The sequence below is a fragment of the Flavobacterium plurextorum genome (assembly GCF_002217395.1).
GTDB classification, from domain to species: domain Bacteria; phylum Bacteroidota; class Bacteroidia; order Flavobacteriales; family Flavobacteriaceae; genus Flavobacterium; species Flavobacterium plurextorum.
This window is the reverse complement of record NZ_MUHD01000033.1, coordinates 54,930-69,691: the sequence shown is the minus strand read 5'-3', so window position 1 is coordinate 69,691 and position 14,762 is coordinate 54,930. Positions and strand designations below refer to the sequence as shown.

14 protein-coding genes are annotated in these 14,762 nt (G+C 33.1%); 10 read left to right on the top strand and 4 right to left on the bottom strand.

Annotation, left to right across the window (positions count from 1 at the left end; all coding sequences use genetic code 11):
* Positions 1 to 9 precede the first annotated feature (9 nt).
* Positions 10 to 384: a methylglyoxal synthase gene (locus B0A81_RS17420; RefSeq protein WP_089052850.1), complete on the top strand. Its 375-nt coding sequence runs from the start codon at positions 10 to 12 to the stop codon at positions 382 to 384.
* Here the strand turns inward: B0A81_RS17420 and B0A81_RS17415 are convergent.
* Positions 365 to 745 carry a Rid family detoxifying hydrolase gene (locus B0A81_RS17415; protein ID WP_089059193.1) on the bottom strand — a complete coding sequence of 127 codons (381 nt, stop codon included), beginning with the start codon at positions 743 to 745 and terminating at the stop codon, positions 365 to 367. The two genes, B0A81_RS17420 and B0A81_RS17415, sit on opposite strands and share 20 nt — an antisense overlap.
* 85 nt (positions 746 to 830) lie before the next feature.
* Positions 831 to 3,569: a putative LPS assembly protein LptD gene (locus tag B0A81_RS17410; protein ID WP_089059192.1), complete on the bottom strand. Its 2,739-nt coding sequence runs from the start codon at positions 3,567 to 3,569 to the stop codon at positions 831 to 833.
* 49 nt (positions 3,570 to 3,618) lie between these two features.
* Between B0A81_RS17410 and B0A81_RS17405 the strand changes: the two genes are divergently transcribed.
* The 7 genes from B0A81_RS17405 to B0A81_RS17375 all read left to right on the top strand — a co-directional run bounded on the left by B0A81_RS17405 (position 3,619) and on the right by B0A81_RS17375 (position 10,533).
* A complete protein-coding gene (locus tag B0A81_RS17405) occupies positions 3,619 to 4,749 on the top strand; it encodes an N-acetylmuramoyl-L-alanine amidase family protein (protein WP_089059214.1) in 1,131 nt (376 codons plus the stop codon).
* A 50-nt stretch (positions 4,750 to 4,799) separates the two neighbouring features.
* On the top strand, positions 4,800 to 5,765 hold the full coding sequence (locus tag B0A81_RS17400) for an MlaD family protein (protein ID WP_089059191.1): 966 nt from the start codon (positions 4,800 to 4,802) through the stop codon (positions 5,763 to 5,765).
* Positions 5,766 to 5,770: 5 nt separating this feature from the next.
* Positions 5,771 to 7,108 (top strand): (Fe-S)-binding protein, encoded by a 1,338-nt coding sequence (locus B0A81_RS17395; RefSeq protein WP_089059190.1) that lies wholly within the window; start codon positions 5,771 to 5,773, stop codon positions 7,106 to 7,108.
* 128 nt (positions 7,109 to 7,236) lie between these two features.
* Positions 7,237 to 8,028, top strand: a complete 792-nt coding sequence (locus tag B0A81_RS17390; RefSeq protein WP_089052852.1) for a (Fe-S)-binding protein — start codon at positions 7,237 to 7,239, stop codon at positions 8,026 to 8,028.
* 97 nt (positions 8,029 to 8,125) lie between these two features.
* Positions 8,126 to 8,608, top strand: coding sequence for an ABC transporter ATPase (locus B0A81_RS17385; RefSeq protein WP_089052805.1), 483 nt, complete (start codon positions 8,126 to 8,128; stop codon positions 8,606 to 8,608).
* A 340-nt stretch (positions 8,609 to 8,948) separates the two neighbouring features.
* On the top strand, positions 8,949 to 10,085 hold the full coding sequence (gene bshA, locus B0A81_RS17380) for an N-acetyl-alpha-D-glucosaminyl L-malate synthase BshA (RefSeq protein WP_089059189.1): 1,137 nt from the start codon (positions 8,949 to 8,951) through the stop codon (positions 10,083 to 10,085).
* Positions 10,086 to 10,110: 25 nt separating this feature from the next.
* Entirely contained in the window at positions 10,111 to 10,533 is a 423-nt protein-coding gene (locus B0A81_RS17375) for a protease complex subunit PrcB family protein (RefSeq protein ID WP_089059188.1), read from the top strand.
* A 117-nt stretch (positions 10,534 to 10,650) separates the two neighbouring features.
* On the opposite strand, the gene B0A81_RS17370 is transcribed toward B0A81_RS17375, so the two are convergent.
* Both B0A81_RS17370 and B0A81_RS17365 read right to left on the bottom strand, forming a co-directional pair.
* A complete protein-coding gene (locus tag B0A81_RS17370) occupies positions 10,651 to 11,148 on the bottom strand; it encodes a hypothetical protein (protein WP_089052808.1) in 498 nt (165 codons plus the stop codon).
* A 146-nt stretch (positions 11,149 to 11,294) separates the two neighbouring features.
* A complete protein-coding gene (locus tag B0A81_RS17365; protein ID WP_089059187.1) occupies positions 11,295 to 12,116 on the bottom strand; it encodes a UDP-2,3-diacylglucosamine diphosphatase in 822 nt (273 codons plus the stop codon).
* 187 nt (positions 12,117 to 12,303) lie between these two features.
* Between B0A81_RS17365 and aroC the strand changes: the two genes are divergently transcribed.
* Positions 12,304 to 13,362: a chorismate synthase gene (aroC, locus tag B0A81_RS17360; protein WP_029273121.1), complete on the top strand. Its 1,059-nt coding sequence runs from the start codon at positions 12,304 to 12,306 to the stop codon at positions 13,360 to 13,362.
* A 52-nt stretch (positions 13,363 to 13,414) separates the two neighbouring features.
* The gene (locus B0A81_RS17355; RefSeq protein ID WP_089059186.1) at positions 13,415 to 14,698 is read left to right on the top strand and encodes a dicarboxylate/amino acid:cation symporter; all 1,284 of its coding nucleotides are present in this window, start codon (positions 13,415 to 13,417) and stop codon (positions 14,696 to 14,698) included.
* Positions 14,699 to 14,762: the final 64 nt, after the last annotated feature.

The following is a 14,762-nucleotide window of genomic DNA, read 5'->3' as shown; positions in this document are numbered from 1 at the left end:
TCTGGATTTATGGAAATTGCAATCATTGCTCACGATGGCAAGAAAGCTGATTTGATCGACTTTTTGATTAAAAATAGTGATGTATTACATCATGAGTCAATAAAACTTATTGGAACAGGAACTACTGGAGGAAAAGCCGAAGCTGCGGGATTTAAAACCCAAAGAATGCTTTCTGGACCTTTAGGCGGTGATGCTCAGATTGCAGGCAGAGTAGCGGAAGGAATTACGAAAATGGTTTTCTTTTTTAAAGATCCTTTATCAAGTCATCCGCATGAAGCCGATATTAATATGTTAATTCGCGTTTGCGATGTACATAATGTGCCGCTGGCAACAAACGAAGCAACGGCACAATTATTATTAGATGCTATTGCGCTGCGATTATAGAAATCTCAACATTTACATTTTTTGGCAGACATGCCACTTGAACCGTTTCACGTGCTGGAGCGGTTTTTTCGTTAAAATAAGAACCGTAAACAGCGTTTATAGCGCCAAAATTATTCATGTCCATAATGAAAATAGTTGCTTTAACCACATTCTCAAAAGTCATATCTGCGGCTTCTAGAATTGCTGCAATATTTTCCATTACTTGTTTTGTCTCATCATTGATGTTTTCAGTTACAAGCTCTCCTGATGCTGGATTTATAGCAATTTGACCAGATGCATAAAGTGTATTTCCTGATAATACAGCTTGATTGTAAGGTCCAATTGGAGCAGGAGCCTTATCTGTAAAGATTATTTTTTTCATATGTAGATACTATTTGTTTTTAAACAATTATGATATAATAATTATTACGATCTTCTAATCATAATAAAACAGTTAAGCAAATGGATTATCGATTTGAAGTACTTCGCTTATTCCATTTAATGTCACTCAACATACCAGATTTAATTCCGATGAAGAAATTCCAGTTAGAATTTGGTCCAATAGGTGTCCAGTTAAAAGCCATTCTCCAGCTTAACAAATCCCTTTCAAAACGAAATTGAGTAAAAGTCACCCCTTTTTGAACAAAATCAAATCCAGTCGAAACCCCGCCTTTCCATTTAGGCGTAATATCCATGTTCATAGAAACCATGATTGAGTTTCCGGTTATTTTGTTTTCTCTGTTAGCATTCGAGTATGTCAAGGAATAAGCAAGCGTCATATCCCAAGGTAATTTTGAGCTGAAGAACTCCGTAATTACATCTTTATCGTCGTCTTTTTCGTTTGCAAATTGGCTGTTTCGGCTGTCGTTTAAGTCTGTATTTGTACCAAATAAATCATCATTACGACCACCATTCCGCTGACTTTGATTGTTTTTTTCTTTATTATCCCCTCCTTTATTCGAAAAAGAGTAATTCATAGTAACATTCGCACTGGTCATTCTAAATAAACTTCCGCCATTGTCAATGTTGTACATATTCATTACGTTACCTGCATTGTCAATTGCATATGGATTTAAAACAGCTCCAAAATTGACATTCATTTTGTTTTGAAAAAGCTGTGTTCCACCACTCACGAGAATAGGCTGAAAAGCCAATGTTTCTTTACCGTTTGCATTAAAATTATAACTTGTGCTGAAGTTTAAATTGTTTAACAGCATTATCTTTTTAGGTTCCGTTTTTGTGCTGTCACGATCTCTTACTTTAGCTTCAAAAGTATTGCTTAAAGAAAAACCAACAATGTTAGAATTGTCTTTTCCAGGTGCACCGTAAATACCGTTTGCAAAACGAGAATATTCATCTGTAGAAATCTTTCCTGCAGCATCAACAGTATAATGATCGTAGTATCTTTCGAAACTCGGCGTATAAGAGTAAGTAATACTTGGTCTCATGACGTGACGAATAGACTGGATTCTTTTATCAGCTCCAAAATTAAATGTACCATAAATTGTAGTACCTAAATTAGTGCTGAAATTATAAGTTCTATAAGAGTCAAAACCATTTACAGTTTTATCTACAACCGCACTTTTATCTACATCGTAATTCTTTTCAATTGTTTTGGTCACCCAAGTTTCTTGATAATTTGTAGAAGCTCCCGCACTAAAGTATTTGAATATTTTGAAATTGGTGCTTATTGGAATAGAATGCTGCATACCAATTTGAGCATCTCTAAACATTTGCGGTTTAAAGAATAAAGAATCCGTTGTTTTAAAGTTATTCTTTCCAGTTACGTTATACTGTAGGTTTATGTTTTTTATAAAACCTTTTTTTACACCATCTTTTCCAACAAATGGATAAACACGATCAATACTTCCTTGAAGATTAGGAAGTGTCATTAAGATTTCTTCGGTTTGCGTATTTTGTTGGTGCGTAGCAGACAACGATATACGTGAACCTGGAATTGTATTGAATGTTTTGTTGTATGAAATAGACGAACTTAAAGTATTATTTAAGTTAGATCCAATGTTGGCCTGATTGATAGATCGCTTAAAATATTTACTGCTACCCATATTTACAGAAGCAGAAAAACTCGAGTTAGGATTTGATTTTGTATCCTTTGAGTGTGACCACTGAATGTTGTAGATATTTTGTTTGGAGTAGTCTGGATATCCTCTTTCGCTGTTTATCAGGTTTTCGAATCGAATATTGACATTCCCTCGATATTTATACCGTGTTGCATACGCCGATTCAAATCGCATGGCGTAACTCCCATTTGTATAGTAATCTCCTAAAACTGTTAAGTCGTAATTATCGCTCAAAGCAAAATAGTAACCTCCATTTTGTAAAGAGAATCCACGAGTGTTTGAATCGTTGTAACTTGGAATAATAATACCAGAAACACTTTTTTCCTGACTCATCGGAAAATAAGCGAAAGGTAAGGCTAGAGGTGTAGGAACATCTGCAATAACCATGTTTGTTAAACCTGTAATAACTTTTTTACCAGGAATAAATTTTACTTTATTAGTTTGAAAGTAGTATTCAGGATTATCGATATCTTGAGCAGTTGTAAAACGAGCACCTCTTAAAAAGTAAACAGAGTCATTCTCTTTTTTAGTTACCGCTGCTTTTATTTTAAATTCGCCTTGCTCAGTTCTTGAGTTGTAAATTAAGGCCTTTTTTGTTTTAAAATTAAAACGTATAGAGTCGGGTTGAACCTCGCTTGCGCCTTGTTTGAAGTTTGGGTATTGTGTTAATACACCTGCAGAATCTTTTATTCGGCCGGCATAAACTTCGTCTTTTTCGTAATTAAGTACAATTATACCAGATTTTAGTTCAACATCTTTATAATATAATTCAGCTTCATTATAAAGAGTAATGATTTTTTTCTTCTGATCTATTTTGGCGTAATCCTTTGCTTTGTATTTTACTTTCCCGTCTAAAAAAGTCTTCGTTGGCTTAATGCTGTCTACTTTAATAGTGTCAATAGGTTTAATTTGAGGCTTATCTGTTTGTTTTACAGCGGGCAAAGACTTTTTTTTGGATTTTATCTCTTGTGAATATAATTTACCACATCCTGCAGATAGGAAAAATGATAATAAAACGATATTAAATAAGTTTGTGTGCAAAGGTTTAAATGCTATTTTTGTAAAATTATGGCTTGTTTTTTGACATGTCAAACTTACATATAATTTTTTGGCAAAAATAATCAATTATAAAAATTATAGCAGTTGCGTTTTATTAAAATTAACTTTTAGATTTATGAATAGATTGAGCAAAATTAAGGTAATCTTTACTTTTTTTCTAACAATAATGTCTTTTTGTGCTTACAGTCAAGCTAACGTTTTTAAAGTTACACTTGATGCTGGACATGGAGATCATGATTTTGGCGCTGTTTACAGCGGACGGATCGAAAAAAATATCGCCTTAGCAATTGTTCTAAAAGTTGGAAAAATTTTAGAGCTTAATCCTAATGTTAATGTTATTTACACGCGAAAAACAGACGTTTTTGTTGATTTGATCGAAAGAGCAAATATTGCTAACAGAGCAAACTCTAATATTTTTGTTTCCATTCACTGTAATGCTAACAAAAATACAGCGGCATTTGGTACAGAAACCTATGTAATGGGTTTGAGTAAAACAGCTTCAAATTTGGAAGTTGCAAAAAATGAAAACTCCGTTATTATTCTAGAGAAAGATTATAAGCAGAAATATGATGGTTACGATCCAAAGTCGCCAGAGTCTATGATTGGAATGAATCTAATGCAAGAAGAATATCTTGATAATAGTATCTCTTTGGCTATTAAAGTAGAGGAGAATTTTGGTAAACTGGGAAAAGTTCGCAGAGGAGACGGAGGAGTAAAACAAGCTGGTTTTATGGTTTTGCATAAAGCTTATATGCCAAGAGTATTAATTGAGACAGGGTTTATCTCTAATCCAACGGAAGGAAATGTTTTAAATTCTGAAGAAGGACAGGATGAAGTCGCTAAAGCAATTGCAGAAGCTATTTTAAGTTATAAAAGAGAGTATTTTGGTTCAGGGACACCAGAAATAATTGAGGCGCGACCAGCTAGAGATACATCTACTCCTGCAAAGAGTAAAGTGGTAGAATCTGCTGCAGTGGCAAAAAATGCTCCAAAAGGCACTTTTTTCAAAGTTCAGTTAATTGCCAGCATTAAAAAAACACCTTTGGATGCTAAAAACTTTAAAGGTTTAAATAATGTGACAATGTTATATGAAAATAATATTTATAAATATTTCTACCAAGAAACTTCAGATTACGAAACTGCAAAAAAATATTTGCAAGAAGCTAAAAGTAAAGGTTATGGAGCAGCTTTTTTAATTGCGAATCGTGATGGTCAAAAAATCAGCATTCAAGACGCCATTAAATAATAAGCCCTAGTTCGAATATTTATATTATTTTTGTACAAACACTTAGAATTTTGAAACTAACAAGAGAAATTAAAACGGCTATTTTAGTCATCGCGTCAATCTTATTATTTATTTGGGGCTACAGTTTTTTAAAAGGCAGAGACCTTTTTACGAATTACAAAACATTATATGTCGAATACGACAATGTAGAGGATTTGTCAGCATCAGCACCTGTTACCATTAACGGACTTTCTATTGGTAAAGTAAATAAAATCACAATTAATGAAATAACAGGAAAATTATTAGTTGAATTACAATTAAAAACAGATTTTCCAATTTCTAAAACTAGTACAGCTGCTTTGTACTCTCCAAGTTTAATTGGAGGAAAACAGATAAAAATTGTTCCAAATCTTACAGATAAAGATCCTGTAGAAGATGGTCAAAAATTAGCAGGAACTGTTGAATTAGGTTTGACAGAATCTTTAGGCGGAAAAATTGAGCCTATTCAGATGAAATTAGAAAAAATGCTTCTAAATATTGATAATCTTGTAACAGGATTAAACAATGTTTTAGATAAAAAAACGCAAGACGATTTAAAGAAAACTTTGGCTGAGTTAAGTCAGACTATGGAGCAATTTCATAAAGCTTCAGGAAGTATTAATAATATCTTAGATACTAATAAAGGTCAGATAAATGGAGTTGTGACAAACTTTAATAAAATGTCAAGCAACTTTAATAAAATTTCAGATTCTTTAAACAAAGCCGATTTAGGAAAAACGGTTAGAAACCTAAATCAAACTTTGGCTAAAGTTGATGGTATTATGGCTAATTTAAATTCTGGAAAAGGTACTGCAGGTAAATTATTAAATGATGATGCTCTTTATAATAACCTTGCAAAAACTTCAAAGGAACTTGAATTGTTGTTACAGGACGTTCGTTTATACCCAACACGATATGTAAATGTTTCTCTTTTTGGAAAGAAAAACAAACCTTATGTAGCTCCTGCTGAAGATGTAAATTCAACTGATAAAAAATAATTGTAATGAGTTATTTAGATAATATTTTGTTCGCCATACTTCTTATAGTTGGTTTTGGTTTTTTTGCAGCGAGCGTGAAAAAAATCATCCGAAACATTAACTTGGGAGTAGATGTAAATCGAAAGGATAATTCTAAAGCGCGCTGGAAAAACATGGCAATGATTGCTCTTGGGCAGTCAAAAATGGTGAGACGCCCTGTAGCTGGAATACTTCATATCTTTGTATATGTAGGTTTCATAATTATTAATATCGAGTTACTTGAAATTATTATAGATGGGTTATTTGGAACTCATAGAATTTTTGCGCCTTATTTAGGTGTGGTTTATGATGTTTTAATAGCTTCTTTTGAAATACTGGCAATACTTGTAATTTTTGCTGTTGTAGTTTTCTGGATTAGAAGAAACGTTATTAGACTTAAACGTTTTATAAATCCTGACTTAAACGGATTTCCTAAAAGCGATGCAAATTATATTTTGTATTTTGAAACCGTTTTGATGCTTTTGTTTTTATTGATGAATGCTTCCGATTTGCATTTGCAGAATGTTCCAGGCGGATTTTCTCATTTTCATAAAGCAGGAAGTTTTCCAGTAAGTCAGTTTATTGCTCCAATTTTTAATGGAATGTCAAACGAATTAGTTTCATTATTGTTTGAAGCTTTTTGGTGGCTGCATATTGCGGGTATTTTAGTTTTTATGAACTATTTATACTTCTCAAAACATTTGCACATTCTTTTAGCTTTCCCTAATACTTATTTTGCAAATTTAAATCCAGAAGGTCAGTTTGATAATTTAGCTTCTGTAACAAAGGAAGTTAAGTTAATGATGGATCCAAATGCAGATCCATTTGCAGCTGCTCCTGTTGATGAAAATGCAGCTCCGAGTAAGTTTGGAGCGAGCGATGTTCAGGATTTAAATTGGGTTCAATTGTTGAATGCTTATACTTGTACAGAATGCGGACGCTGTACATCATCTTGTCCAGCAAATCAAACAGGAAAGAAATTGTCTCCACGTAAAATTATGATGGATACAAGAGACCGTTTAACAGAAGTAGGAAATAATATCGACGCTAATAAAGGTGTTTTTGTACCAGATAATAAAACCTTATTAAACGATTATATTACACCGGAAGAATTGTGGGCTTGTACTTCATGTAATGCCTGCGTAGAAGAATGTCCTGTTAATATTAGTCCGTTGTCTATTATTATGGATATGCGTCGTTATTTAGTGATGGAGCAGAGTGCTGCGCCAATGTCATTGAATGCAATGATGACTAATATTGAAAATAACGGTGCTCCTTGGCAATACAGTCAGCAAGACCGTTTAAATTGGAAAAACGAAAATTAGAAAAGTTTAATTGGTTATTTCTTTAACTGTTTAAGCGATTTGAATAAAAATAGTAAGGTTTTTAGTAGGTAATAGCAAAGAGTGCGATTAACCAAATAAACGATTAACCGATTTAACAACAAAAAAAGATGTCAGAAAATTTAGTAGTGCCAACAATGGCTGAAATGCTAGCTCAGGGAATACAGCCAGAAGTTTTATTCTGGGTAGGTTGCGCTGGGAGTTTTGATGATAGAGCAAAAAAAATCACAAAAGCATTTGTACGCATATTAAACCGTACTAATGTTTCATTTGCAGTTTTGGGTGCAGAGGAAAGCTGTACTGGTGATCCTGCAAAACGTGCTGGAAATGAATTTTTGTTTCAAATGCAGGCCATGATGAATATCGAGGTTTTGAATGCCTATGAAGCAAAAAAAATTGTTACCGCTTGTCCGCACTGTTTTAATACTTTAAAAAATGAATATCCAGAATTAGGTGGAAACTATGAAGTTATTCATCATACAGAGTTTTTAAAATCATTAATTGATGATGGAAGACTTACTGTAGAAGGCGGACAATTTAAAGGAAAAAGAATCACTTTTCACGATCCTTGTTACCTAGGAAGAGCAAATAAAGTTTATGAAGCTCCAAGAGATTTAATTCAGAAGTTAGATGTTGAATTAGTCGAAATGAAGCGTTCTAAAGCTAATGGATTATGCTGTGGAGCTGGTGGCGCGCAAATGTTTAAAGATGCTGAACCAGGAAATAAAGAAGTTAATGTATTACGTACAGAAGACGCTTTAGAAGTGAAACCAGATATTATTGCGGCAGGATGTCCTTTCTGTAATACAATGTTGACAGATGGTATCAAGCATCAAGAAAAAGAAGGGCAGGTAAAAGTGCTGGATATTGCAGAATTAATTGCTAATGCACAAGATCTATAGTTTTAAGGTGCAAAGTGGAAAAGATTCAAAAGAGCAAAGGTTTATTCAAAACTCTTTAAAAATCTAAAATTTATAATTTAAAATCTAAAATTTAAAAATGTATATACCTTTTGAAAATTTACCTGGTGAATCTAGAGTTTGGATTTACCAATCGAACAGAAAATTTTCTGAGGAAGAATTTTCTGAAATCGAAACCGATTTGAAAGCTTTTGTTGAAGAATGGGCCGCACACGGAACAAGTCTTGAAGCTTCATTTTTACTTAAATACAATCGTTTTATCATATTAGCAGTTAATCAAGAAGTGCAAGCTGCTACAGGTTGCTCGATTGATAGTTCGGTTGAGTTTATTCAAGGTTTAGAAAAAAAATATAACGTTGATTTGTTAGATAAAATGAACGTTACTTTTAAACTTGGAGAACATATCGCACATAAACCATTAATTGATTTCAAGAAAATGGTAAAGGATAAATCAGTTTCTGAGAACACAATTGTTTTCAATAACTTAGTCAACAATATTGAAGAATTTAATGAATCTTGGGAAGTTCCTGCTGCCGACAGCTGGCACAGCAGATTTTTCTAAGAGTAATTTGTAAAATATTTAAAAGGCATGAAACTTTAAGTTTCAGGTTTCAGGTTTCAAGTTTCAGGTTTTTGCGAAAGTTTGTCAAAGTTGGTTTAAGCATGTTCTTATAAAAACAAAACGTCTAATCTAGCCCCGATGGAAGCGATATCCTTTTTCTGGCTTCTTTAGACAGGAAAAGATAGAGCGTACAGCGGGACTGAAGTTTCTTCCGGCCGATATGGTTCTGCTTCTAGAGAAAAAACTCACTAGAATTAATCTAATTTTGTCAAAAATCTAACAATTGAAAAGGGTAATTAAACAGTATTTTTGAGTATTTTCGTAGAATTAAATTTTATACATGAAAATAGCAATAGTTTGTTATCCAACATTTGGCGGTAGTGGTGTAGTTGCAACAGAACTAGGCCTTGAATTAGCCAGACGCGGACACGAAATACACTTTATAACATATAGTCAGCCGGTTAGGTTGGCGCTTTTAAATCCGAATGTTCATTATCACGAAGTAAACGTTCCAGAATATCCACTTTTTCATTATCAACCTTACGAATTGGCTTTGTCAAGTAAATTGGTCGATATGGTGAAATTGTATAAAATCGAAGTTCTTCATGTGCATTACGCAATCCCTCACGCTTATGCGGGTTATATGGCGAAACAAATGCTGAAAAATGAAGGAATTAATCTGCCAATGATTACAACGCTTCACGGAACAGATATTACGCTGGTAGGAAATCATCCGTTTTATAAACCTGCTGTAACTTTTAGTATCAATAAATCAGATTATGTGACATCAGTTTCGCAAAGTTTGAAAGATGATACTTTGAAACTGTTCAAAATCAAAAATAAAATTAAGGTAATCCCGAATTTTATTGAATTGGATAAAGTTAAGAAAGATCCAACTGTGCCATGTCATCGTTATGTAATGGCAAAAGAAGATGAGCGAATCATAACACATATTAGTAATTTTAGAAAGGTAAAACGTATTCCGGATATTATTAAGATTTTTTATAATATTCAGAAAGTAATGCCTGCTAAATTAATGATGGTGGGAGATGGGCCTGAGAAAGAAAAAGCAGAGGTTTTGTGCATGGAATTGGGGATTTATGATAAAGTAATCTTCTTTGGAAACAGCAACGAGATTGATAAAATTTTATGTTTTACCGATTTGTTTTTACTTCCATCAGAAACAGAAAGTTTTGGTCTTGCTGCATTAGAAGCAATGGCTTGCGGAGTTCCTGTTATTTCAAGTAATTCTGGAGGTTTGCCTGAAGTTAATTTTGATGGAGTTTCTGGTTATTTAAGTAATGTTGGAAATGTCGAGGAAATGGCTGCCAATGCTATTAAAATTTTAAAAGACGATGAAACTCTGAATCAATTTAAATTAAACGCTTTAGAGGTTGCTAAAAAGTTTGATATTAAAAACATCTTGCCTAAGTATGAAGCTTTGTATCAAAAAGCAATAGATGATTATAAAGAGTAAAAGTTTTTAAATAATATAAGCGTAAATGAAAAAAGTAATTTCGGTTCTAGTCCTTTTTGTTTTGATTTCCTGCGGTGTTAAAAAAACATCAGATTCAAAAGGTTTGTATGAGATTTTAACGGAACAGTCTGACGGCGGTGGAAATATTAAGTTTTATGAGATTTTGACCGAGCCAAACGAAATCAAAATGTTAGAAAATGATCCGCTTTTGGCTGACAAAATGAAACAGACTGATATTAATAATTCCAACTATATTATTTTAAATATGGGAGAGAAAAATACAGGAGGTTATTCTATTGGAGTTGATAAAGTCGAGGAAACAGATAAAAATATTATTATAACTGTAAAAGAAAACAGTCCGGCTAAAGATGCAATGGTTATGCAGGTTATTACATATCCGTATACAGTTGTGAAAATACACTCTAAGAAAGAAATTATTATCAAATAATACACTGTAAGTATTTAGGATTTTAAAGCAAGTGTTTCTTGTTTTTTTAAGCATAAAAAAAACCTGCCGTATTTAAAACGGCAGGTTTTTTCTTTTTTAGTTGTTGATTTTTTTTGATTAAAATCTAAATTTAACACCAAGGCCAACATCAAATCCGAAGTTGTCATCATCATAATATCCAGAACCAATTTCAGGTCTGGCATCTAATGATAATGTAATTGGCACTTCACTAAATCTGTATTCTATACCAATATCTCCAGCTGCAAAAACATAAGTTCCGCTGTCGTTATATTTGTAGTTGTTATTGTAATAATCATGATCCCATGCGGCTAATCCACCACCAACACCAGCATACCAGTTAAAACCGCCGTCAATGTTCCAAACCCATTGGTATAAAGCAACACCTTTAATGGCGTCAACATCGCTGCTGTTTCTCCATCCTAAATCAAATTCAAGTCTATTTTTTTGATTTAATCCCAGTTGGTAAGATACTTCACCTCCAAAACCGTTATTGTCGCCTAAACGTATACCAAGAGCGTTTTTTGAAATTTCTTGTGATTGAGCCGTAAATGCTAATCCTAATAGCATAATGGCAGATAGAATAATCTTTTTCATAAAATGGTTAAATTAATTTTTTTCAAATGTATAGTTCTCGTAATTCAAGAACGTATAAGATTTTTGGAAATTGTTATATAATTCACATTTCGCAACATTTGAAACGTTGTAAATTAACCTAAAAGTAGTGGTTTGCTATATGTTAACTATTTAAGAATTATTGATGAGATTAATTGAGAGGTAATAATGTCTTCCATTTCGAAAAGATTTTCTTCTTCTGAAAAATTACTTTCTGTATAAGAATATAATTTCCAGCGTTTTTTATGATATTCTAATGCTGTCAAATTTTCGATCCAGTCACCGGAGTTTAAATATAATGTTGATCCGTGTTTGTTTTCTTTTGTAACTATTTTGGGCTCGTGAATATGTCCGCAGATTACATAATCGTAATTTTTTTCGATAGCCAAATCAGTTGCAGTGGTTTCAAAATCTGAGATGAACTTAACAGCTTTTTTTACGCTGGCTTTTATTTTTTTTGAGAAAGAGTAAGGTTCTCGACCTAGTTTTGCCAAACACCAATTAGCAAAACGATTACTCAAAATTAAATAATCATATCCTAAGCCGCCTAGTTTTGCAATCCATTTTGAGTGTTGAACAGAAGCATCAAATACATCTCCGTGAAAAATCCAAGCTTTTTTATCATCTAATTCTAAAACTAATTTATCAACCAAACTAAAATTTCCTAGATTCATGTCGCTGAATTTTCGGAGAATTTCATCATGATTTCCAGTAATATAATAGACTTTTGTTCCTTTAGAAGCCATTCCTATTATACGTTGTATAACTCTTAAATGCGATTTAGGAAAGTAAGATTTTCTAAACTGCCACGCATCAATTATATCTCCGTTAAGTATTAAAGTTTTAGGTTTAATGCTTGATAAATAGTTGTTTAATTCTTTGGCGTGACTTCCGTAAGTTCCTAAGTGGACATCTGAGATAATGACCAATTCAACATTTCTTTTTTTCAATTTTTATTAATTTGAAGTTTAGCAAATAAAAGAATCTCTTCGTAAAACGGTTTTATCAAAAGGTTACTAATTTGGCTGCAGTTTTAATAAATTGTGATTTTTATTTGTTTGATCTTTAATTAACAATAACAATTTTAAATTTTTTAATTTAATTCATAAAACTTACATTTGCTCAAAACAAATAACAATGGCAGGAAATAGCTACGGCACCCTATATAAAGTTACGACATTTGGAGAATCTCATGGTGAAGCTTTAGGCGGAATTATAGACGGTTGTCCATCAGGAATTGAACTTGATTTAGAAGCAATTGAAGTTGAAATGTCTCGCAGAAAACCAGGACAGTCAGCAATTGTTACCCAACGTAAAGAACCAGATGCAGTTCAGTTTTTATCTGGAATTTTTGAAGGTAAAACTACCGGAACACCAATAGGTTTTATTATTCCAAACACCAACCAAAAGTCAGACGACTATTCGCATATAAAAGATAATTACAGACCAAGTCATGCTGATTATGTGTATGATCAAAAATATGGTTTTCGTGATTATCGCGGCGGCGGAAGAAGTTCTGCACGTGAAACGGCAAGCAGAGTTGTAGCAGGAGCAATTGCAAAACAAATGCTGCCTGAAATTAAAATTAATGCTTACGTTTCTTCCGTTGGACCTATTCATTTAGATACACCTTATCAAGATTTAGATTTTTCTAAAATCGAAAGCAATCCAGTTCGCTGTCCAGACGAAAAATCAGCAGCAATTATGGAAGAATATATTCGTGATATTCGCAAACAAGGAGATACCGTTGGAGGTGTTGTGTCTTGCGTAATTCAAAATGTTCCAGTTGGTTTAGGAGAGCCGGTATTTGATAAATTACATGCTGAATTAGGAAAAGCGATGCTCTCTATAAATGCAGTTAAAGGTTTTGAATACGGAAGCGGATTTTCTGGATCTGAAATGAAAGGAAGCGAACATAACGATTTATATAATCCTGACGGAACTACAAAAACAAATCTTTCAGGTGGAATTCAAGGTGGAATCAGCAACGGAATGGATATCTATTTTAGAGTTGCTTTTAAACCGGTTGCTACAATTATGCAAACTCAAGATTCACTTGATAATAAAGGAAACATAACACCAATGACCGGAAAAGGACGTCATGATCCGTGCGTTGTCCCTCGTGCTGTGCCAATTGTTGAAGCAATGGCCGCAATTGTTTTGGCTGATTTTTATTTAATCAACAAAACATATTAATAAAAGTTAAGACAGTGAGGGTCTTATATTTTAATAATTAAAAAACAAATTAATGCAACAAGTTACAGAAACCAAAAAAAAATCATTTCTTTCAGGACTAACTGGGCAAATTTTAATTGCTATGGTTCTTGGAGCAGCTCTAGGAATTACATTGCACCATTATATTTCGCCAGAAGCTGCGTTGTCTTTCAGCAACAAAATAAAAATGCTGGCAACTATTTTTATCCGTTTGGTGCAAATGATTATTTCGCCTTTAGTTTTTACAACTTTAGTGGTTGGAATTGCAAAATTAGGTGATATAAAAACAGTTGGAAGGGTTGGAGGAAAAGCACTTGGATGGTTTTTTACAGCTTCATTTATCTCCTTATTGATAGGGTTGTTTTATGTTAATATTTTAGAACCTGGAGTTGGAATCAACTTAGGACATGTTGATATGGCATCTGCAACAGAGGTAACTGGGAAAACTCAAAACTTATCTTTCGAGAATTTTGTTGAACATATCGTTCCTAAAAGTATTTTTGAGGCAATGGCAACCAATGAGATTTTGCAAATCGTTGTGTTTTCAATCTTTTTTGGATTGGCTGCTGCATCATTAGGAAATACTGTGAAGCCTGTAATTGGTGCTTTAGATAAAATGTCACACATCGTTTTGAAAATGGTGAATTATGTAATGAACTTCGCTCCAATTGGAGTATTTGGTGCTATTGCAGGTGTATTTGCAATTAGAGATGCCGAAGAGTTGATTATAACATACTTTAAATTCTTTGGGTCTTTCTTACTTGGAATTGGTACATTATGGGTTGTTTTAATTGCTGTAGGTTATATTTTTCTAAAAGGAAGAATGACAGAGTTGTTAAGACGTATTGTAGGACCTTTGGCGATTGCTTTTGGAACTACAAGCAGTGAAGCTGTTTTTCCTAAATTAACTGAAGAATTAGAAAGTTTTGGTGTGAAAGATAGAATTGTATCATTTATGCTGCCTCTTGGTTATTCGTTTAATCTAGACGGAAGTATGATGTATATGACTTTTGCGAGTATTTTTATTGCTCAATTTTATAAAGTTGATTTAGATTTAGGAACTCAAATGGTAATGCTTTTAGTATTAATGTTAACCAGTAAAGGAATTGCAGGTGTGCCAAGAGCTAGTTTAGTTGTTGTTGCTGCAACTTGCGGAATGTTTAAAATTCCTGTAGAAGGTATCGCCTTGATTTTGCCAATTGATCACTTTTGTGATATGTTTAGAAGTGCAACAAACGTTTTAGGTAATGCATTAGCTACTTCAGTTGTTGGACAATGGGAAGGTAATGAAGAAACAGAGGTTGTATCTGAAAGTTAAAAAAAAGATACTTTTTTCAGTAGAAAAACGTGTTTTTATATATAAAAAAAGAGCTGTATTTTTT

Bases quoted from the DNA above. Each gene is read 5' to 3' on its own strand.
- B0A81_RS17405 (WP_089059214.1), top strand. From the start codon at position 3,619: ATGAATAGATTGAGCAAAATTAAGGTAATCTTTACTTTTTTTCTAACA.
- aroC (WP_029273121.1), top strand. From the start codon at position 12,304: ATGGCAGGAAATAGCTACGGCACCCTATATAAAGTTACGACATTTGGA.
- B0A81_RS17370 (WP_089052808.1), bottom strand. From the start codon at position 11,148: ATGAAAAAGATTATTCTATCTGCCATTATGCTATTAGGATTAGCATTT.
- B0A81_RS17355 (WP_089059186.1), top strand. From the start codon at position 13,415: ATGCAACAAGTTACAGAAACCAAAAAAAAATCATTTCTTTCAGGACTA.
- B0A81_RS17420 (WP_089052850.1), top strand. From the start codon at position 10: ATGGAAATTGCAATCATTGCTCACGATGGCAAGAAAGCTGATTTGATC.
- B0A81_RS17385 (WP_089052805.1), top strand. From the start codon at position 8,126: ATGTATATACCTTTTGAAAATTTACCTGGTGAATCTAGAGTTTGGATT.
- B0A81_RS17415 (WP_089059193.1), bottom strand. From the start codon at position 745: ATGAAAAAAATAATCTTTACAGATAAGGCTCCTGCTCCAATTGGACCT.
- B0A81_RS17375 (WP_089059188.1), top strand. From the start codon at position 10,111: ATGAAAAAAGTAATTTCGGTTCTAGTCCTTTTTGTTTTGATTTCCTGC.
- B0A81_RS17395 (WP_089059190.1), top strand. From the start codon at position 5,771: ATGAGTTATTTAGATAATATTTTGTTCGCCATACTTCTTATAGTTGGT.
- bshA (WP_089059189.1), top strand. From the start codon at position 8,949: ATGAAAATAGCAATAGTTTGTTATCCAACATTTGGCGGTAGTGGTGTA.
- B0A81_RS17390 (WP_089052852.1), top strand. From the start codon at position 7,237: ATGTCAGAAAATTTAGTAGTGCCAACAATGGCTGAAATGCTAGCTCAG.